This window comes from Pseudomonas spartinae, assembly GCF_965197125.1.
Lineage (GTDB): Bacteria > Pseudomonadota > Gammaproteobacteria > Pseudomonadales > Pseudomonadaceae > Aquipseudomonas > Aquipseudomonas composti_A.
The window spans coordinates 120,180-140,016 of the sequence record NZ_CBDAMB010000005.1 but is presented as its reverse complement, the minus strand read 5'-3'; the positions used below and the strand labels follow the sequence as shown (position 1 = coordinate 140,016).

Here is a 19,837-nt window from a genome sequence, read left to right as displayed (position 1 = left end):
CTGCAAAAGAGCGGCGCTCTCTATTTTTAGCCTGCGTGATGGAGTACGGCTCAGGCCTTACGCAACCAGTAACGATAAATACCCGCGTCGACCTCTTCATGCAGCAGCGCATGCCCGGCCAGGCTGGCGAAGGCGCGAAAATCGCGCTGCGAGCCAGCATCGGTGGCGCTGACCTTGAGTACAGCGCCGCTGGCCAGGCGATTGAGCTCGAGCTTGGCTTTGAGCAAGGGCAACGGGCAGTTGAGCCCGCAGGCGTCGAGTTCGGCATCGAAGGCCGGTACGTCTGTCATCATCTACTCCTGATCGGTCGGCTAGGATACCCAAGCCGCCACAACCCTGGCCAGCGTGGTAGCTGGCCGGCTACAGTAACGCCTTTGCCTCCCGAGAGTCCTGAGTGCATGACTTTTCTGCGCCCTACCCTGCTGACGCTGGCCTGCCTGTTCGCCGCCCACACGGGTGCCAGTGACCTGCCGTCGCTTGGCGACGCCAGCTCCTCGATCGTCTCGCCCCAGCAAGAACACCAGCTGGGTCGTGCCTGGCTCGGCCTGCTGCGTGGCCAGGTCTCGCAACTGGACGATCCGCAACTCAAGGACTTCGTCGAGTCGAGCGTCTATCGCCTGTCGGAAACCAGCCAGCTGCAGGACCGACGCCTCGAGTTCATCCTGCTCAACAGCCCGCAACTCAACGCCTTCGCCGCGCCTGGCGGGATCGTCGGGGTCAACGGCGGCTTGTTCCTCTATGCCCAGACCGAGGCCGAGTACGCCTCGGTCATGGCGCACGAACTGGCACACTTGTCGCAGCGCCACTTCGCCCGTGGCGTCGAGGCGCAGCAGCGCATGCAGTTGCCGCTGATGGCCGCGATGCTCGCCGGCATCGTCGCAGCGGCGGCGGGTGCCGGCGACGCCGGTATCGCCACCATCATGTCGACCCAGGCAGCCGCGATTCAGGAACAGCGGCGTTTCTCCCGCCAGAACGAACAGGAGGCCGACCGCATCGGCCTGGTCAACCTGGAAAAGGCTGGCTATGACCCGCGTGCCATGCCGTCGATGTTCGAACGGCTGATGCGCCAGTACCGCTACGACGCCAAGCCGCCGGAGTTCCTGCTGACTCACCCGGTGTCGGAGTCGCGTATCGCCGATACCCGCAACCGCGCGGAGCAATACCCGGTCAAGGGCCGCGAAGACAGCCTGCGCTACCAGTTGATGCGCGCCCGCGTGCAACTGACCTACGAAGAAACGCCGGGCCTCGCAGCCAAGCGTTTCCGCGCCATGCTCGACGAAAATCCCGGCCTCGATGCTGCGCGCTACGGCCTGGTGCTGGCACAGATGAAAACCGGCCAGCTCGCCGAGGCTGGTGAAACCCTGGCTCCGCTGCTGGCCAAGGCCCCGGACGACATCACTTACAACCTGGCGCAGATTGAACTGGATATGGCGGCCAATCGCCTGGATGCGGCGGAGCGTCGACAGAAACGCATGTTCACCCTCTACCCGAGCAATTACCCGCTGCAGCAGACCCGTGTCGATCTGCTGCTCAAGCAGCAGCGCATCGCCGACGCCGAACGCGCCCTGGACGACCTGCTCAAGAGCCGCGACAAGGACCCGGACGTCTGGTACCAGGTTGCCGAGGTACGTGGCCTGAGCGGCAACACCATCGGTCTGCACCAGGCACGTGCGGAATACTTCGCCCTGGTCGGTGATTACAACCAGGCCATCGAGCAGCTGGACTTCGCCAAACGTCGCGCCAGCAACAACTTCCAGCTGGCCTCGCGTATCGATGCGCGTCAGCGCGAACTCGCCGAGGAAAAGCGCCTGGTCGAGCAGATGCTGCGCTGATCGGGAATGCAGCGAATAGCCTGATAGTGGCGGTGTGCACGACGCACCCTACCTCCCTGATCCCGGATTGCATCCGGGCTTGGGATTTCCGTCTAGCGCGACAGACGGCTCGCGGCGCTACCACCCTCTCCCCCAGCGTGCCCCCAGGGGCGCATATTGCGTAGAACGTGTGTCGTAGCCCGGATGAAATCCGGGGCGCTTTGTGCCTGACCTCGGATTGCATCCAGGCTACGCGACGGAACATATCCAACCGTATGACATGAAAAAGCCCCGCACTTGGCGGGGCTTTTTTATTTCAGCAAACGACTCAGGCGCTCTGCGCCAGATCCATCAGCTCGCGGTTGGCCACGGCATACATGGCGTAGTCGGTGCCGGTGGCCGAACGCAAGTCGGCCAGCATCGCCTTCCAGCGATCAACCAGACGCTGATGCTGATCGAGCCACAGCGCCACGCGCGCCTCGATTTCCTGCGGCCCGTCGACCATCTGCAGAACCGAGACAGTGACCGCCCGCTGCTGCCAGTCCAGATCGTCGCGGAACGCCTCGCGCGCCAGCGCCTGCCAGTTGTTCTCCACCGGTAGGCTGGTGATCTGCTGCAGATACCAGGACAGTTCCAGCGCGCCACCCACGGCGAAGTAAGCGGTGGCCACTTCACTGGCATCCTTGCCGGTGACATCCGCCGCTTCGATGATCGGCAGCAGGGTGTACAGGTGGCCGGTACCGGCAACCACGCGCGCCAGCTCCTCTGGCGTGCCGGCCTCGACGAAGCTCTGATAACGCGCCAGCCACTGCTCACGCGCCGGGCCTTCGAGCAGCTCGTCCAGGCGACCGACCAGTGCCTCGATACGCGGCGCGAAATGCGCCACGTCACGCGCAGCGTCCAGCTCGTTGCGGCGGCTGCGCAGGAACCAGCGGGTGGCACGACGGCCCAGGCGCATGAGTTCGTCCATCAGCTGCAGCTGCAGGTCGGCCGACACCTTGTAGTCCAGCGCCTCGATCTGCGCCCACCAATGCGGCAGGCGGAACAGGTCACGCACGATCACGTAGGCGCCGGCGACATTGGCCGCGCTCATGCCGGTGGACTCCTTGAGGCGCTGCACGAAGGTGATGCCCACGTGGTTGACCAGATCATTGGCGATCTGGGTGCTGACGATCTCGCGCTTGAGGCGGTGACGGCGCATGGCATCGCCGAACTTCTCGGTGAGGATGGCCGGGAAGGCCGTTTCCATCTCGCGGGCCAGGTAGTCGTCATCCGGCACCTGGGACTTGAGCAGCGATTCCTTGAGGTCGATCTTGCTGTAGGAGATCAGCACCGACAGCTCCGGCCGGGTCAGGCCCTGGCCGTTGTTGGTACGCTCGTTGAGCTCGTCGTCCGAGGGCAGGAACTCCAGGGCGCGGTCCAGCTTGCCGGCGCTCTCCAGCGCGCTCATCAGGCGCTTGTACTCGCCGACCCGCTCACGTGCGCGGCGCTCGGCCAGCGACAACGCCTGGGTCTGCTTGTAGTTGTTGCCCAGCACCAGCTCGGAAACATCGTCAGTCATCTGCGCCAGCAGCTTGTTGCGCTGCTTCTCGGTCATGTCGCCGCCCGAGACGATCTCACCCAGCAGGATCTTGATATTGACCTCGTGGTCGGAGCAGTCCACGCCGCCGGCGTTGTCGATGAAGTCGGTGTTGCTGGCGCCGCCACCCAGGCCGAATTCGACACGGCCGAGCTGGGTCATGCCCAGGTTGCCGCCCTCGCCCACCACTTTGGCGCGCAGTTCACGACCGTCCACGCGCAGGGCGTCGTTGGCCTTGTCGCCGACATCAGCGTGGCTCTCCTTGCTGGATTTCACGTAGGTGCCGATGCCGCCGTTCCACAACAGATCGACCGGTGCCTTGAGCAGTGCATTGAGCAGCTCGGTCGGCGCCAGGCGGTCGGCAGCGATGTCGAAGCGGGCCTTCATCTGCGGGCTGATGGCGATGCTCTTGGCGCTGCGCAGGAAGATGCCGCCGCCCTCGGAGATCAGCTTGGTGTCGTAGTCGGCCCAGCTCGAACGCGGCAGCTCGAACAGACGCTTGCGTTCGACGAAGCTCTTGGCCGCATCCGGATTGGGGTCGATGAAGATGTGCATATGGTTGAAGGCAGCCACCAACTGCAGGCTTTGCGACAGCAGCAGGCCGTTGCCGAACACGTCACCCGCCATGTCGCCGATGCCGATCACCGTGACATTGTCTTTCTGCACGTCGATGCCGCGCTCACGGAAGTGACGCTGCACCGAAACCCAGCCGCCCTTGGCGGTGATGCCCATGCCCTTGTGGTCGTAACCGGCCGAACCACCGGAGGCGAATGCATCGCCGAGCCAGAAGCCGTACTCGGCAGCGATGCCGTTGGCGATGTCGGAGAAGGTCGCGGTGCCCTTGTCCGCCGCCACCACCAGATAGGGATCGTCAGCGTCGTGACGTACCACGTTCTGCGGCGGCACCACCTCGCCATCCTTGAGATTGTCGGTGATGTCGAGCAGGCCACTGATGAAGATGCGGTAGCAGGCGATGCCCTCGGCCAGCACCTCGTCACGCGAGCCACCGACCGGCATCTTGCGCGGCACGAAGCCACCCTTGGCGCCCATCGGCACGATCACCGCGTTCTTCACCTGCTGCGCCTTGACCAGGCCGAGCACCTCGGTACGGAAGTCTTCCTCGCGATCCGACCAGCGCAGACCGCCACGGGCGACGTCGCCGAAACGCAGGTGCACACCCTCGACGCGCGGGCTGTAGACGAAGATCTCGAACTTCGGCACCGGCCGCGGGATGTCCGGAATCAGACGTGGGCTGAGTTTGAAACTGAAGTAGGCCTTGCCCTGACCGCCCTCGCCGCTCTGATAGAAGTTGGTACGCAGGGTGGCCTTGATCAGGTCCAGGTAGCGCCGCAGGATGCGGTCTTCGTTAAGTACCGCAACGTTGTCCAGCGCGGCGAGAATGGCCTGTTCGAGCTTCTGCTGCTTGTCGTCGAGGTCTTCGGCGCTGAGCTTGCGTGCCAGGTAGAAGCGCGTGCGGAACAGGCGCACCAACTCCTTGGCGATGTCGGCATGGTTGACCAGGGTCGCAGCGATGTAGCTCAGCGAGAACCCCAGGCGAATCTGCTTGAGATAGCGCGCATAGGCACGCAGCAGCGCCACTTCGCGCCAGGGCATGGCGGCGGTCAGCACCAGGCGGTTGAAGGCATCGCTCTCGGCATCGCCCCCGACGATATGGATGAAGGCATCCTGCAGGGTGTCATTGAGCTGCTGGATGTCCACGTCCAGGCCTTCGGCATAGGTGAAGGCGAAATCGTGAATCCAGAACTCGCGGCCATCGGCACGCCGCAGTTTGTAGGGGAACTCGCCGAGCACGCGCAGCCCGAGGTTCTCCAGAATCGGCATGACATCGGACAGCGGCAACGGCGCATCGGCGTGATACAGCTTGCAGTGCAGCTGCTGCCCGTTCTGCGCCAGTGGCTGGTAGAAACTCATCACCAGCGGCTTGTCGCTGCTCAGGCTGAGCAGGTGCTGCATGTCGACCACCGCCGAGTGCGGGGCGAAACGCTCGCGGTAACCGGCTGGAAAGCCGTCCGGGAATTCGGCCAGCACGTTGGTGCCCTGCGCCTCGCCGAAGCCCTCCACCATCAGGCTGGCGTAGTCGTCCTTCCACGAACGGCAGGCCTGGATGACTTCCTTCTCCAGACGCAAGGGGTCGATCTGGGTCTTGTTCTTCGGATCGACACGCAGGATGAACTGCACGCGCGCCAGCACCGACTCGGAGAAGAAGGTCCAGAACTCGCAGTCGGTGGCCTGCAGACGCTCCATCAGCACCTGCTGGATCTTCACCCGGGTTTCGGTGGAGTACACGTCACGCGGCACATAGGCCAGGCAGTAGCAGAAGCGGCCGTAGGGGTCACGGCGCAGGAACACGCGAATCTTGTTGCGCTCCTGAATCTGCACGATGGACAGCGCCGTGCTGAACAGGTCATCCACCGGTGTCTGGAACAGATCGTCACGCGGCAGTACTTCCAGTACCTGGGCCAGCTCCTTGCCCAGGTGAGCGCTGCTGTCGAACCCCGAACGCTGCTTGATCACATCCACCTTGCGGCGGATATAGGGGATGTTCCATACGCTCTCGGCATATACCGCCGAGGTGTACAGCCCCATGAAGCGGCACTCCTTGACCACGTTGCCCTTGGCATCGAGCTCGCGGATGGAGACGAAATCCGGGTAGGCCGGACGGTGCACGCGGCTCGGAACCGCAGCCTTGGCGAATGACAGCAACTGCGGCTCGCGCAGATAGGCCACCGCCTCCGGCTCGATGTGCAGCTCCTCGGCCGACAGGCCGGTGCGCAGGCGCCTGGACAGACCGAGCAGGGATTTCTCGTCGTAGACCATGCTGCCGCCATCGGCGGTTGGCGCGACGGTGAACTCCTCGTAGCCGAGGAAGGTGAAATGGTTGTCCAGCAACCAGTTCAGGTAAATCTTTATTTCATCCAGCTCGGCCTTGTCCACCTTCAGTTTGGCGCGATCGAGCCAGGCCAGCAGTTCGCGCGCCTTGGCCTTCATTGGCTGGAAGTCGGCGACGCTCATGCGCACGTCACCGAAGACTTCGTTAATGGACTTCTCCAGGGTTTTCAGTTCAGCAGCGCTGGAGCAGCGATCGATTTCCAGAAACATCAGCGCTTCCTGCAACACGCCTTCGCCCTGAGTGCCGCGCGGCAGGATTTCCAGCAGCTGGCCGTTCTTGTCGCGACGCACGCTGAACACGCTGTTCTGCAGAGTATGGATGCTGTAACCGTGACGGTTCAGCTCCATGCGCACGGAGTCGACCAAAAACGGGATGTCGCCATGCAGGATTTCCACCGCAGTGTGGGTGGACTGCCAGCCGTGCTTTTCGTAATCGGGGTTGAAGGTGCGTACTTGCGGGCTGGCGTGATCGAACTGCTCCAGCATACGCCAGGCCGACAGCGTGCAACCGACCAGGTCGGACAGGCGTCGCTGGGTCAACTCTTCGAGGGCGATGATGCCGAAGAACTGTTCGGCGAAAAGGGCTACTTGTGGCAGCGCCTGCTCACTCACGTGCTGTGCCAGGGCTGCTTGCAGTTGGTGCTGGAAGTCAGCTTTGCTGGCCGCCGTAAAGAACGCCATGGTTTTGCTCCATTGGGCTGATGGTTCGACAGGAGGTCTGGATCGCTGTCGCTGGGTGTTAGTTCAACGTTAGTCCATGAAGCGACAATGACACTTGCGAGTCGCATGCGGACCGGCGTGAGGGAGCGACCGACGGGTCACATATAGCCGTTGAGCTTAACGAGGGACGCCCCATGACCGCTTGCGACGCTGCGACATTTTCTTTCAATGCTGCACCGACACGGTGCAAAGGGAAAAGAACCACGGCCCGCCACCGGAGAAGGGAACGGGCCGTGGCGAGACCTCAGGCCCCACGCATGGCCTCCGGAAGGCCGAGGACGATCTGCGGAAACACCGTGATCAGCACCGCTGCCAGGACCAGCAGCATGAAGAACGGAAAGCTGGCTCGCGCCACCGCGCCGAGGTTGCGCCCGGTGAGGTTCTGGATGACGAACAGGTTGAAGCCCACCGGCGGCGTGATCTGCGCCATCTCTACCACCAGGATGACGAAGATGCCGAACCACAGCAGATCGATTCCAGCGGCCTGAACCGCCGGCAGAATCACTGCGGTGGTCAGCAGGATGATGGAGATACCATCGAGGAAGCAGCCCAGCGCGATGAAGAACAGCGTCAACGCCAGCAGCAACAGATAGGGCGACAGCTGCTTGGCGATGATCCAGTCAGCCAGCGCGGCCGGCAGTCCGGTGAAGCTCATGGCCGAGGTCAGGTACGCCGCACCGAGCAGGATGAAGAAGATCATGCACGAGGTGCACACCGCGCCCATCAGGCTGGCCATGAAGGTTTCCCGGGTCAGCGCGCCGGAGCACAACGCGATCAGCAGCGCACCGACTACCCCTACGGCAGCGGCCTCGGTGGCCGTGGCGACGCCGCCATAGATCGAACCGATAACCGCGATGATCAGGCCCAGCACCGGAATCAGCAGCTTGGCCCGACGCAGCTTCACCATAAACGGCAGACGCTCGCCCTCCTCCGGCAGCTTGCTGCGATTGCAAGCTGCCCAAAGCATCAAATAGCCGCTGAAGATCGCCAGCAGCAGCAGGCCCGGCAGAATGCCGGCAATGAACAGTCGCGAGATCGACACCTGCGCTGCCACACCGTAAACGATCATCATGATCGACGGCGGAATAAGTAGGCCGAGCGTGCCGGCACCGGCCAGCGAGCCCATGGCGATGGACTCGGGGTAGCCGCGCGACTTCAGCTCCGGCAGGGAAATACGACCGATGGTGGCGGCGGTGGCAGCGGAAGAACCGCTGACCGCCGCGAACATGCCGCAGCCGAAAACGTTGACGTGCAGCAGCCGCCCAGGCAGCCCACGCATCCAGGGCGCCAGACCGTTGAACATGTCTTCGGAAAGACGCGTGCGATAGAGAATCTCGCCCATCCAGATGAATAGCGGCAGCGCCGTCAGTGTCCAACTGGCACTGGAAGCCCAACTGGTGGAAGCGAGGATCGAGCCGGCCGGCGCACCGCCGAACAGCTCCATGCCGATGATGCCGACGCCAAGCAACGACAGGGCAACCCAGACGCCGCCGCCAAGCAGAACGAACAGCGTCAGCAGCAGGGTGATTGTAATAATTGTGTAGTCCACGGGTTCACTCACGAATGCAGTGCGGCGATGGCCGCAATTAGGGGTCGAGCCCGCAGGCTCACTCGCTCATCGCCGTGCCGGCTTCGGCAGCTTCGAAGCGTTTGCCCTGACAGCTCAGCACCAGGCGCTCGGCCATGGCCACCACCAGAATCAACGTGCCGAACAACATCGGCAGCTGCGGCAACCACATGGGAATCGGCAACAGACCGGACGACACTTCCTTGAACTCGTAAGACTCCAGCACGAACAACGCGCAGTACCAGGCCATGTAAGCGGCTATCGCCAGGCCCACCAGCGTGGCCAGCACATCGACCACGCGGCGCCCGCCAGCGGGCAGCAGACGCAGCATCAGTTCCACGCGGATGTGCGCGCCGCGCTGCAGTGCATAGGGCAAGGCGAGAAAGCCCGATGCGGCCATCGCGTAGGCGGCGAACTCATCGGCAGCAGGCACCATGGTGCCCAATTGGCGAGCGACGATCTGTGCCACGACGAGCAGGCAGATCAGGACGAGAAACACACCGGACAACCATCCGGACAGGGTGTAGAGCTTGTGCAGTGGGGTCATGAACATCGGGCTCCCTGGGCAAGCCACAGAAAAGCCCGCCGCCAGGACGGCGGCGGGCAGCAGAATCAATGCTGGTAGCTATCAAGGATCGCCTTGCCATCGGCGCCGGCGCGCTTGAGCCACTCCTCGGTCATGGTCTGGCCGATCTGCGCGAAACCGCTCTCTACCGCCGCCGGCGCCTGTTCGGATACCTGCATGCCGTTGTCGGCCAAGATCTTGACCAGCTCACCAGTCTTCTCCTGGGCAATCGCCCAACCGCGCTGTTCGGCACGCTTGGCAGCATCCAGCACCGCCTTCTGGGTCGCCTCCGGCAGGCGGGCAAAGGCACGGGCGTTGACAATGACGAAGTTCTTCGGAATGAAGGCCTTGACGTCGTAGTAATAGGAAGAGAAGTCCCAGGCCTGGGAATCCACACCGGTGGTCGGCGAAGTAAGCATGCCGTTGATCATGCCGGTGCTGAAGGCCTGCGCGATTTCACCGGTCTGGATCACAGTCGGCACTGCGCCCATCAGCTCAGTCATACGCGAGGTGGCCGGGTTATAGGCACGGAATTTCATGCCCTTGAAGTCGTCCATGCTGGAGATCGGCGTCTTGGTGAAGATGCTTTGCGGCGACCAGGGCATGGCGTACAGCAGCTTGATGCCCTGCTTGGCCAGGCGCGCCTCGACGGCAGGACGACTCGCATCCCACAGAGCCTGAGCCTGCTCGTAGTTGCGCACCAGAAACGGCACGCTGTCGATTTCGAAGATCGGATCTTCATTGCCCAGCACCGACATCAGCACGTCACCCACCTGCACCTGGCCGGTCTGTACGGCACGCTTGACCTCAGGACGCTTGAACAGCACCGAGTTGCCGTGCACGCGGATCTGCAGCTCGCCGTTACTGGTTTTTTCCACGTCCTGCGCGAATTCCTTGGCCACGGTGGTGATGAAGTTGCCGTCGGGATTCTCGGCGGTCATGTTCCAACGCTCGGCAGCCTGGGCGCCAAAGCCCAGTGCACAAGCCAAAGCGGTCATGGCGAAACGCGATGCGATGCTCTTCATGGTGCTCTCCTGTTCATTCTTGTTTGTGCGCCGCAAGGCGCGGCTGGAAGACGATTTCGAGTCTCAGCGCATCGCCCGACCCTGTCCAACTAGAAAAACCGGAGGCACATGATCAGAAATCGTTATGGGATGAATAGGTGCATTCCAGTGGCGAATGCACCAGCAGCGGGCACCCTTGACGGGTCCGCAGGCTGTTGCGCAACGGCGATCAGGCGCTTTGCTGTTCCGGCGTTGGCGCGACCCGTGCCATGCATGCCTCGCCCATCTCCTCGGCATAGACGTCCAGCGCCTCGCAGGCCAGGGCAATGATGTCTTCACTGAGTTCCAGGCCCACGCCCGTGCGCCAGGTGGCGACCACCGGCAAGGGCGGCGGCTCCGGCACCTCGTCGAGCGTGGTCAGCAACCCCTGCTTGAGCTCGTCATGCACCAGCGCTGGCGGCAGCGCGCCGATACCGAAACCGTCGCGGATCAGACGCGTCATCGCGGCGATGGAGTTGACGCAATTGATGCGCGGCGCGCTGACGCTGCCAGCATGCAGCAAGTTGAGAATGTCCTGATGCGGCCGCGAGTTCTTCGAGAAGGTGATGATGCGCTCGCGTGCCAGCTCCTCCATCGAGGCGTAGCGGCGGTGATACAGCGAACCGGTCGGCACGATCCAGCGCACCGGAAATGCGGCCAGTTCCAGATTGCGCACGCTGTCGCCGTTGACCATGTCGGTCTGGAACACGATATCCAGATAGCCCTTGAGCAGTTGCTCGTTGAGGTTGCGCGCAGTGTCGGCGGTCAGCTCGATCTCCACCGCAGGGTAGCGCTCCATCACTCGTGTTACGAACGGACTCAACCAGGTGTGAATGACGGTATCCATCGCGCCGACGCGAATGCGTCCCTGAATGTTGCCGGTATCGCTGATCGACTGCTTCAAGGCCTGCATGGTGTCGATCATGCGCTCGGCGTATTCGAGCACCTTCTGCCCTTCCGGCGTCAATGACACACCTTTGGAGTCGCGCAGAAAAAGACGGGTACCGAGTTCATCCTCGAGCGCGGCAATACGGCTGGAAATGGAGGCCTGGGTGCTGAACAGCTTCTCGGCTGTCAGGCGGAAGCTCTTGAGCCGCGCCACCCAAACGAAGGTCTCGAGAAATCTCAGATTCATGCCGTAACGCCTCTTCGCAATGTTCTCATAAGGGGCCGATTTGCAGCGCCCACGCAGCCTCAGGCGTAGCAGGTTGTATGCCAGAGGTTTTTCGCGCAGCCGATGAATTTTCCTATCGCTGGCCCCCTGTTTTTTCTCGTTGGACGCCGCCGAACAACGCTTTGAAGAATGGCGCCGCGCTCTGCGCAGACCACAACAACATCATTCAAAACGCGCTCTGCCAAGCAGCCGCTCTCGCCGCTGCGCGCTCCCAACAGGAGACACTGCAACCATGAAAACCTCTTACCCATTGGCCTCTGCGCTGCTGCTCGGCAGCGCCATGCCGACGCTGGCACTGGCCGACCTCATCGACGACAGCAAGGCCAGCGTCGAGATGCGTAACTTCTACTTCAACCGCGATTTCCGCCAGAGCGGCGCCCGTGACAAGGCCGAGGAGTGGGCGCAGGGCTTTCTGCTGCGCATGGAATCGGGCTATACCGAGGGCACCGTTGGTTTCGGTATCGATGCATTGGGGATGCTCGGCCTGAAACTCGACTCTGGTGACGGCACCGCCGGCAGCGGCCTGCTGCCGGCCGACCGCTCAGGCGGCTCGCAAGATGAATATTCCAAGCTCGCCCTGACCGGCAAGGTGAAGCTGTCCAACAGCACGCTGAAAGTCGGCGCTCTGCAGTTCCGCAGCCCGATCGTCTCGGCCAACGACTCGCGCCTGTTGCCGCAGACCTTCCAGGGCGCCCTGCTCAACGTGCAGGAAGTCGACAACCTGACCCTGCAGGGCGGCAAGATCAACCGCATCAAGGCCAACAGCTCCACCGACTACACCGAGATGACCGGCAACCGCATCGGCGGCAGCAGCGACTCCTTCATGTTCGGCGGCGGCGAGTACAAGATCACCCCGCAGCTGACCGCCGGCCTGCATTACGGCACCCTCGAGGATATCTACCAGCAGTACTACGGCACCCTGTTACATGTGCTGCCACTGGGCGATGGCCAGTCGCTCAAGACCGACCTGCGTTACTCGCAAAGCCGCGAGGACGGCAACTTCCGCGACCTCGACAACAAGGCCTTCGGCGCCATGTTCACCTACAGCCTGGGCGGCCATGCCTTCGGCGCCGGCTACCAGCGCATGAGCGGTGACGATCCGTTCCCGTACATCGCCAGCAGCGACCCGTTCCTGGTCAACTTCGTGCAGATCAACGACTTCGCCAACGTCGAAGAACGCTCCTGGCAGGTGCGCTACGACTACAACTTCGCCAGCATCGGGATCCCCGGCCTGACCTTCATGACCCGCTACATTTCCGGCGACAACGTCGAGGTCGCCGGTCGCAGCAGCGAAGGCAAGGAATGGGAACGCAATACCGATATCGCCTACGTGGTCCAGGACGGTCCGCTGAAGAACCTGGGGCTGAAATGGCGTAACGCCACCGTTCGCTCCAACTTCGGCAACGATCTCGACGAGAATCGCCTGATTCTCAGCTACACCCTGCCGCTTTGGTAAGCATTAAACCGATGACGGGGCCCTTGCGGCCCCGTTCGCATTTCTCGGAAAGCAAGAAGACCATAGACTTTTAATCAAGTTGTATGACAACTTGCCGATTCCTGAGCATCATCCCGAAGAAGATGGCGAGGCGTTATCGTGAGCTTTTTACTGTCCTGGCAACAAAAATTCCGCGCCCTTGTCGCGCTTACCCTGATCAGCCTGATGCTCATGGCGGCCGCCTCTCTGTGGGCCAGCCATAGCGTCAGCAGCGCATTACAGGCAAGGGAGCGGGCCGCTGCCTATGCCAGCGCGAGTACCCAGCTGATGAACCACTGGTGGCAACAGAACGCACTGCGCCAGCAGATCACGCCTGACCTGCAGGGCGCATTCGGCAACGGCCTCGATGAACTGCAAGAACTTGTCGGACATCTGTTAACACAAGCTCAAGCGTTGGACGATGACGCGACCGTGCAACACGCCCGGCAGATCCAGGCCGTACTGCTGGAGGAACTGGCGCAACAGCGCCAGTGGCTGAGCCTGAACCAGGCGCTGGGCCTGACGCCCTTCGAAGGCCAACGCAAAACGCTGACCGAGAAAGGCAAGGCGCTGGAGGCGATCAGCTTCGATCTGATCAAACCCTTCATCAGCAGCGCCCTGAGCAGCCAGCGTGACTACCTGTCGACTTTCGATCCAGCCTTCGCCCAGATTGCCCTGACGGCAATCGGCAAGCTGCAGGAGCAGATCGCGGATCTCGAATGGCAGGACACGCCGATCGGCAAGAACGTGCAGGGCTATGCCCAGGCGTTCACCGATATCCATGACAACATCGAGCGTATCAACGCGACCAATCAGCGTTTGCGTGAGCTCGGCGAACAGCTGCAGACGCGCGTCGAAGAGCAGGCGCAAGCCCTGCAAGGCGGCCTGCTGCTGCGCCGTACGCAGGAAGCCGAACAGGCCCGCCTGTCGGCACTGTGGATCATGGGCCTGAGTTTCCTCGCCGTCGCCGCCCTGCTCTGCTTCACCCTGCTGCAAGCGTCACGCACCCTGGTCACACGCCTGCGCAACGTCATTCAGTTGCTCAGCCAGGTGGCCTCCGGCGATCTCACCGGCAAGTTGCCCGTGGGTAGCAACCCGCGCGACGAATTCAACCAGCTGGCCGATGCCGCCAACCGCATGATCCAGGGCATCGGCGGTATCGTTGCCGAGGTGGTGCGTGCCAATGGCGAGCTGAGCCGCCTGCATAGTCACCTGGGCGACGCCATGCAGCAGTTGGGTGACAACAGTAACCAAGTGGAAATGCAGACCGAGCAGGCTGCCTCGGCCTCGCACCAGATCAGCGCCACCCTCAACGACATGGCGCAGCGCACAGCGCAAGTCGGCACCGCCACCTCCAGCGCCTACGATGCCGCGCGTAACGGCGGCGAAGTGATCGCCGCCAGCGTCGACAGCATGAGTCTCCTGGCGCAGTTGATTCAGGACACCCACAGCCAGGTCGATGCCCTCGGCCAGAGCAGCGCGCGGGTCAATGGCATCGTCGATGTGATCAACAGCCTCGCCGATCAGACCAACCTGCTCGCGCTCAACGCGGCCATCGAGGCGGCGCGCGCCGGCGATGCTGGTCGCGGTTTCTCGGTAGTGGCCGATGAAGTGCGTTCGCTGGCACAGAAGACCGTCTCGGCAACCACCGACATCAGCGCCATCGTCGGCGAGTTCCAGCAACAGACCCGGCACATGCATCAGCTGATGAGCAACGGCCTGAACCTGGCCGCCGACAGCGAGCGACATGCCGCCCAGGTGGCGGATGCGATCACCTCCATCACCTCGGCGATGGAGCGGCTGACCGGCGAGATGAACCAGGTTGTGGTGGCCATCGAGGAAGTGTCCACCACCACTGAGGACATCGCCGACAAGATGGAAACCATCAACCTGCACACGGGCCAGAGCAAGGATCTGCGCCACGCCCTGGATGGCCACACCGAAGGGTTGTCGTCCCAGGTCGACGCACTGGGGCGCAGCGCCAGGCAGTTCCGCCTGGCCTGAGTAAAGCGAATACCCGCTCGGCGCTGTGCCGAGTGGGCATTGGCACAGGCGCGCTAACGTGGCTGTGCGTCGAGATAAGCTTCGATGATTTGCGCATGATCCTTGCCTGCACGCGCCAGCCATTCCTCGGTGAGCTGCTGCCCCACCTCGCTCAGCCCCCGGTGCAGTTGCGGCTCGATGTCCTGCACCACGGTCATGCCACGCCTGGCGAGCATCCGCGTCTGATAACCGGTCAACGCCCAGGACAATTCCCACCCGGCCCGCTCGGCGCGCTCAGCGGCATGCAGCAGTGCATGTTGCTGAGCCTTGGGTAATCGTTGGAAAGCACGCTCGTTGACGATGACGATGTTTTTCGGAATGAAGGCGCGCACATCGTAGAAATGCGAGACGAAGTCCCAGGCGCGCAGGTCCATGCCTGTCGCGCTGGAAGTGAGCATGATGTCCACCTGGCCATCGCGAAACGCCTGCGGTACATCCTCGGTGTTGATGGTCGTCGGCTGCGCATGGAGCAGATGGGCCAGACGCGAAATGGTCGGGTTGTAGCTGCGAAAGCGCAGGTCACGAACATCCTCGATAGCCCGCAGCGGGCGATTGCTGAACAGGCTCTGCGCCGGCCAGGGCACCGCGTAAAGCAGACGCACGCCATCAGCAAGCAGGCGCCGCTCCACCGCCGCACGGCTCAACGCCCACAGCTTGCGAGCCTGCTCGTAGTCGGTGGCGAGAAAAGGCAGGCTGTCGAGCTCGTAGATCGGATCCTCGCTGCCCAGCACGGACATGAACACATCACCCATCTGAATATCGCCGCGGGCAACTGCCGGCTTCACTTCAGGACGGCGATACAAGGTTGAGTTGGGGTGGACGCGAATATCCAACTGGCCATTGGTGGCCTGACGAACATTCCTGGCGAAGTCCACCGCCACTCGGCTGATGAAGTTGCCGGCGGGCTGTTCCACGGACATGGACCAACGTTCAGCGCCGTACAGGGGTAAAGCCAGAGGTAGAGCGACGAGCAATGCGCAGAGCGCGGGCATGCCAGGTGCGGTCTTCATTGGGATTCCCCCGTAGACTGATGGCCAGTTACTGAGTCGACTCGAAAGAAACGCAAAAACCCCCGGGTACGGGAGACGCCGGGGGTTGCGCCAGGACGGCGCCAAGGAGCGTCTCACCCAAACTACTGTCGAGGGCCGCGATAAGGCTGTCCAACGGGAAAAACCAGCGTCTGGCGATCGAAAAATCCGATGCCTGCCACCATCAGCTTTTCCTATCTCCGGCGGCTGTTTTTATTAGTTGGACGCCCTCAAGCGGCAGCGGAAAAATGAAGCCACACCGCAGAACAGCCCCTAGCTGTCGGACCACATCCATGCACGTCATGATTAGGATGCTCACTTGAACAGCCTGCTTTTGAATTGCGACATCGGCGAAAGCTTCGGCGCCTGGACCATGGGCCTGGACGCCGAGGTCATGCCCTATATCGACTGCGCCAACATCGCCTGCGGCTTCCACGCCTCGGACCCCAGCGTGATGCGCAAGACCGTGGCCCTGGCCATGGCCCACGACGTACGCATCGGTGCGCACACCGCCTACCAGGACCTGGTCGGTTTTGGCCGCCGTTCGATGGACTGCACACCCCAGGAAGTCGAAGACCTGATGCTCTACCAGATCGGCGCGCTGGAAGGCATCTGCCGTAGCCAGGGCGCGCACGTCAGTTACGTCAAACCGCACGGCGCGCTGTACCAGGACATGATGCGCAAGCCCGCCACCCTGCGCGCGGTGATGAGCGCCGTGGCCAAGTACGATCGCCAGCTGCCGCTGATGCTGATGTGCACCCGCGACAACGCTGCCGCCCAGGCACTGGGCGACGAATTCGGCCTGACCCTGTGGTTCGAGGCTTTCGCCGACCGCGCCTACGACGCCGACGGTTTTCTGCTCGGCCGCAGCCTGCCGGGCGCCGTGCATCACGACAGCGAGGTGATCGTCGGCCAGGCGCTGGCCCTGGCGCGTGGCGAAGCTCTTCAAGCCAACGACGGCAGTGCTCTGACGCTGGCCGCACAGACCCTGTGCGTGCATGGCGATAACGCCAGTTCGGTGGCCGCCGTGCAACGTATCCGGCAGGCCTTCGACAGCCTGACTCAAGCATGAAGGCGCCCAACCTGCGGCTGGAAGTCGCCGGCATCGACAGCCTGATCCTGCGCCTGTTCGACGTGATCGATGAAGCCAACATGCCGTGGATGCTGGCAGCACGCACGCGCCTGCAGGACGCGTTCGGCGAGGCACTGATCGATCTGGTGCCCTCCTACACCACGCTGCTGTTGCACTACGACCTGTGCCAGCTGGGCAGTGAGCAGGCGCGAGCGAAAGTGGCCGAGGCGCTCGACGGCTTGCAACCCGCCGACCTGCAAGGCGGCCGCGAGCACCAGTTGCCGACCTGGTACGACCGCAGCGTCGGCCCTGAACTGCAACTGCTGGCGCGCCGCAGCGGCCTCAGCGAAGCGCAAGTGATCGCCCGCCACAGCGGCCACGCCTACCAGGTATTCGCCCTGGGCTTCGCCCCCGGTTTCGCCTTCATGGGTCTGGTCGAGGAAATCCTCGCCACACCACGCCTGAGCACACCGCGCAAGCGCATCGCGCCCGGCAGCGTCGGCATTGCCGAACGGCAGACGGCCGCCTACCCGGTGGTATCACCCGGCGGCTGGAACCTGATCGGGCGCACGCCAAGCCGCCTGTTCGGCAGCGATATCGAGGGTTACAGCCTGCTGCAGCCCGGTGACCGCGTACGTTTTGTGCCCATCGACCACGCCGAATTCATCCGCCTGGGCGGCGACGACAGTCCGCTGGAGGCCAGCCAATGAGCGCTATCGACGCCGGCCTGCGGGTCTTGCGCAGCAGTCCTTTCATCCAGCTGCAGGACGGCGGTCGCTTCGGCGTGCGCCATCTTGGCGTGACCCAGTGCGGCGCCCTGGACTGGATCGCTCATCGCTGGGCCAACTGGCTGTTGGGCAACCCTCTGACGGCCGCCGTGCTGGAGATCACCCTGGGCAACGCCGAATTCGAATGCAGCCGCGACGCGACTCTGGCGCTGACCGGTGCCGACCTTGGCGCTCGGCTGGATGACCAGCCGCTGGCGCCCTGGCGCAGCGTCGAGGTACGCAAAGGCCAGCGCCTGAGCTTTGCCCAGCCACGCCAAGGCGCCCGTGCCTACCTGGCAGCGCCGGGAGGATTCCAGGCGCCCCTGGTGCTCGGCAGCTGCGCCAGCATGCTGCGCGAAGGTCTTGGCGGCCTGCACGGCGACGGCCGCGCCATCGCGACCGGTGACTCGCTGGGCTGGCGTGCGAGCGCCAGTGCAACGCGGCAGATGCCTGCCGAGCTGGTTCCCGAGTATCAGGATGCACCGCGCCTGCAGCTGGTGCTGGGCGCGCAGATTGGCGACTTTCGCGGGCAGAGTCTGTTCGACGCGTTCAACAGCCCATGGCTGATCGACCAGCGCGCCGACCGCATGGGCATTCGTCTCGATGGCCCGCCATTGCACTGTCAGCGCGGCTCGATGATTTCCGAGGGCATACCGCTGGGCGCCGTACAGGTACCGCCGGACGGCCAGCCGATCATCCTGCTCAACGACCGCCAGACCATCGGTGGCTACCCGCGCCTGGGGGCGTTGACACCACAGGCCGTGGCGCTGTTGGCGCAATGCCTGCCAGGGCAGACCGTGCGCCTTGCGCCCACCACCCAGGACAGCGCCCTGCACGCCCAGCGCCGACTCCTGGCGCAGTGGCAGTAGCGCTGCGCCGGCGGCCTCGATGGCCCGCCTGCACCAAGGGCGGGCCCATCGAAGCACAAGCGACGCCCTGCTCATTTCTGTTGCCAGACGGTTCATCACCAACGTCGCCGATAGCGGCTGAAGCGGCAAATGCATTAAAGTCGGCGGTCTGCACGCGCAGCCATAAAAAGCCGCGCCCATCTGCCAGAAGAGCCCGACGATGGAACACCGAGAAGCACTGGTTGCATTACGCCAATTTCTCTCCACCCAGATTCTCGGTCAGGAAAAGCTCATCGAGCGTTTGCTGATCGCGCTGCTCGCCGACGGCCATCTGCTGGTCGAAGGTGCACCGGGCCTGGCCAAGACCAAGGCGATCAAGGAGCTGGCCGAAGGCATCGAAGGCGAGTTTCATCGCATCCAGTTCACTCCTGACCTGCTGCCCGCGGACATCACCGGTACCGAGATCTACCGCCCGGAAACCGGCAGTTTCGTGTTCCAGCAGGGGCCGATCTTCCACAACCTGGTGCTGGCCGACGAGATCAACCGCGCGCCGGCCAAGGTACAGTCGGCGCTGCTCGAAGCCATGGCCGAGCGCCAGGTTTCGGTCGGCCGCTCGACCTACGACCTGTCGCCACTGTTTTTGGTCATGGCCACGCAGAACCCCATCGAGCAGGAAGGCACCTACCCGCTGCCCGAAGCGCAGCTCGACCGCTTCCTGATGCACGTGAAGATCGGTTTTCCCGATGCGGCAGTGGAACGCAAGATCCTCGCCCAGGCCCGTGGCGATGCGCTCAACGGTGAAGCCAAGCCCGAGCATCGGGTCAGCCAGCAGGCTGTGTTCGCGGCGCGCAAGGAGATTCTCGGCCTGTACATGGCCGATGCCGTGGAGGAATACCTGGTGCAACTGGTGATGGCCAGCCGCACACCAGCCAAGTTCGACACCGAGCTGGCCGACTGGATTGCCTATGGCGCCAGCCCACGCGGCTCCATCGCCCTCGACCGCTGCGCGCGCGCCCATGCCTGGCTGGCCGGCCGCGATTTCGTCAGCCCTGAGGACATCCAGGCGGTGCTGTTCGACGTGCTGCGCCACCGCATCATCCTGTCCTTCGAGGCCGAGGCCTCGGGCGTCGACCAGGACCGTGTGATCCAGCGCATCCTCGACGTGGTGGCGGTGGCCTGATGCAGCCGCGCCCCATGCGCCTGTCCCACGTAGCCCGGATGCAATCCGGGGCAGAT

14 protein-coding genes are annotated in these 19,837 nt (G+C 63.3%); 7 read left to right on the top strand and 7 right to left on the bottom strand.

From position 1 onward, the window contains the following. Positions 1-50 precede the first annotated feature (50 nt). Positions 51-290 carry a sulfurtransferase TusA family protein gene (locus ACN8M7_RS13450; RefSeq protein ID WP_013716292.1) on the bottom strand — a complete coding sequence of 80 codons (240 nt, stop codon included), beginning with the start codon at positions 288-290 and terminating at the stop codon, positions 51-53. Positions 291-398: 108 nt separating this feature from the next. Between ACN8M7_RS13450 and ACN8M7_RS13445 the strand changes: the two genes are divergently transcribed. Then, positions 399-1,832, top strand: coding sequence for a M48 family metalloprotease (locus ACN8M7_RS13445; protein ID WP_490261079.1), 1,434 nt, complete (start codon positions 399-401; stop codon positions 1,830-1,832). Positions 1,833-2,139: 307 nt separating this feature from the next. On the opposite strand, the gene ACN8M7_RS13440 is transcribed toward ACN8M7_RS13445, so the two are convergent. The 5 genes from ACN8M7_RS13440 to ACN8M7_RS13420 all read right to left on the bottom strand — a co-directional run bounded on the left by ACN8M7_RS13440 (position 2,140) and on the right by ACN8M7_RS13420 (position 11,330). Continuing rightward, the gene (locus ACN8M7_RS13440; RefSeq protein WP_490261078.1) at positions 2,140-6,981 is read right to left on the bottom strand and encodes an NAD-glutamate dehydrogenase; all 4,842 of its coding nucleotides are present in this window, start codon (positions 6,979-6,981) and stop codon (positions 2,140-2,142) included. 283 nt (positions 6,982-7,264) lie between these two features. Continuing rightward, a complete protein-coding gene (locus ACN8M7_RS13435; protein ID WP_490261077.1) occupies positions 7,265-8,569 on the bottom strand; it encodes a TRAP transporter large permease in 1,305 nt (434 codons plus the stop codon). 58 nt (positions 8,570-8,627) lie between these two features. After that, positions 8,628-9,134 carry a TRAP transporter small permease gene (locus ACN8M7_RS13430; protein WP_061238246.1) on the bottom strand — a complete coding sequence of 169 codons (507 nt, stop codon included), beginning with the start codon at positions 9,132-9,134 and terminating at the stop codon, positions 8,628-8,630. Positions 9,135-9,199: 65 nt separating this feature from the next. Continuing rightward, a complete protein-coding gene (locus tag ACN8M7_RS13425; RefSeq protein ID WP_490261076.1) occupies positions 9,200-10,177 on the bottom strand; it encodes a TRAP transporter substrate-binding protein in 978 nt (325 codons plus the stop codon). Positions 10,178-10,385: 208 nt separating this feature from the next. Next, a complete protein-coding gene (locus tag ACN8M7_RS13420; RefSeq protein WP_490261075.1) occupies positions 10,386-11,330 on the bottom strand; it encodes a LysR family transcriptional regulator in 945 nt (314 codons plus the stop codon). A 271-nt stretch (positions 11,331-11,601) separates the two neighbouring features. Between ACN8M7_RS13420 and ACN8M7_RS13415 the strand changes: the two genes are divergently transcribed. Further along, a complete protein-coding gene (locus tag ACN8M7_RS13415; RefSeq protein WP_490261074.1) occupies positions 11,602-12,825 on the top strand; it encodes an OprD family porin in 1,224 nt (407 codons plus the stop codon). 138 nt (positions 12,826-12,963) lie between these two features. Next, positions 12,964-14,847: a methyl-accepting chemotaxis protein gene (locus tag ACN8M7_RS13410; RefSeq protein ID WP_490261073.1), complete on the top strand. Its 1,884-nt coding sequence runs from the start codon at positions 12,964-12,966 to the stop codon at positions 14,845-14,847. 53 nt (positions 14,848-14,900) lie between these two features. Here the strand turns inward: ACN8M7_RS13410 and ACN8M7_RS13405 are convergent, their stop codons facing one another. Then, positions 14,901-15,806, bottom strand: coding sequence for a TRAP transporter substrate-binding protein (locus tag ACN8M7_RS13405; protein WP_082768014.1), 906 nt, complete (start codon positions 15,804-15,806; stop codon positions 14,901-14,903). A 427-nt stretch (positions 15,807-16,233) separates the two neighbouring features. On the opposite strand from ACN8M7_RS13405, the gene ACN8M7_RS13400 reads away from it, so the two are divergent. The 4 genes from ACN8M7_RS13400 to ACN8M7_RS13385 all read left to right on the top strand — a co-directional run bounded on the left by ACN8M7_RS13400 (position 16,234) and on the right by ACN8M7_RS13385 (position 19,781). Continuing rightward, a complete protein-coding gene (locus ACN8M7_RS13400; protein ID WP_061238046.1) occupies positions 16,234-16,986 on the top strand; it encodes a 5-oxoprolinase subunit PxpA in 753 nt (250 codons plus the stop codon). After that, positions 16,983-17,696, top strand: a complete 714-nt coding sequence (locus ACN8M7_RS13395) for a 5-oxoprolinase subunit B family protein (RefSeq protein WP_061238047.1) — start codon at positions 16,983-16,985, stop codon at positions 17,694-17,696. The genes ACN8M7_RS13400 and ACN8M7_RS13395 overlap by 4 nt, the downstream gene beginning before the upstream one ends. Next, entirely contained in the window at positions 17,693-18,622 is a 930-nt protein-coding gene (locus tag ACN8M7_RS13390; protein WP_490261072.1) for a 5-oxoprolinase subunit C family protein, read from the top strand. Before ACN8M7_RS13395 ends, ACN8M7_RS13390 begins: the two co-directional genes overlap by 4 nt. Before the next feature lie 199 nt (positions 18,623-18,821). After that, positions 18,822-19,781, top strand: a complete 960-nt coding sequence (locus ACN8M7_RS13385) for an AAA family ATPase (protein WP_061238049.1) — start codon at positions 18,822-18,824, stop codon at positions 19,779-19,781. Positions 19,782-19,837: the final 56 nt, after the last annotated feature.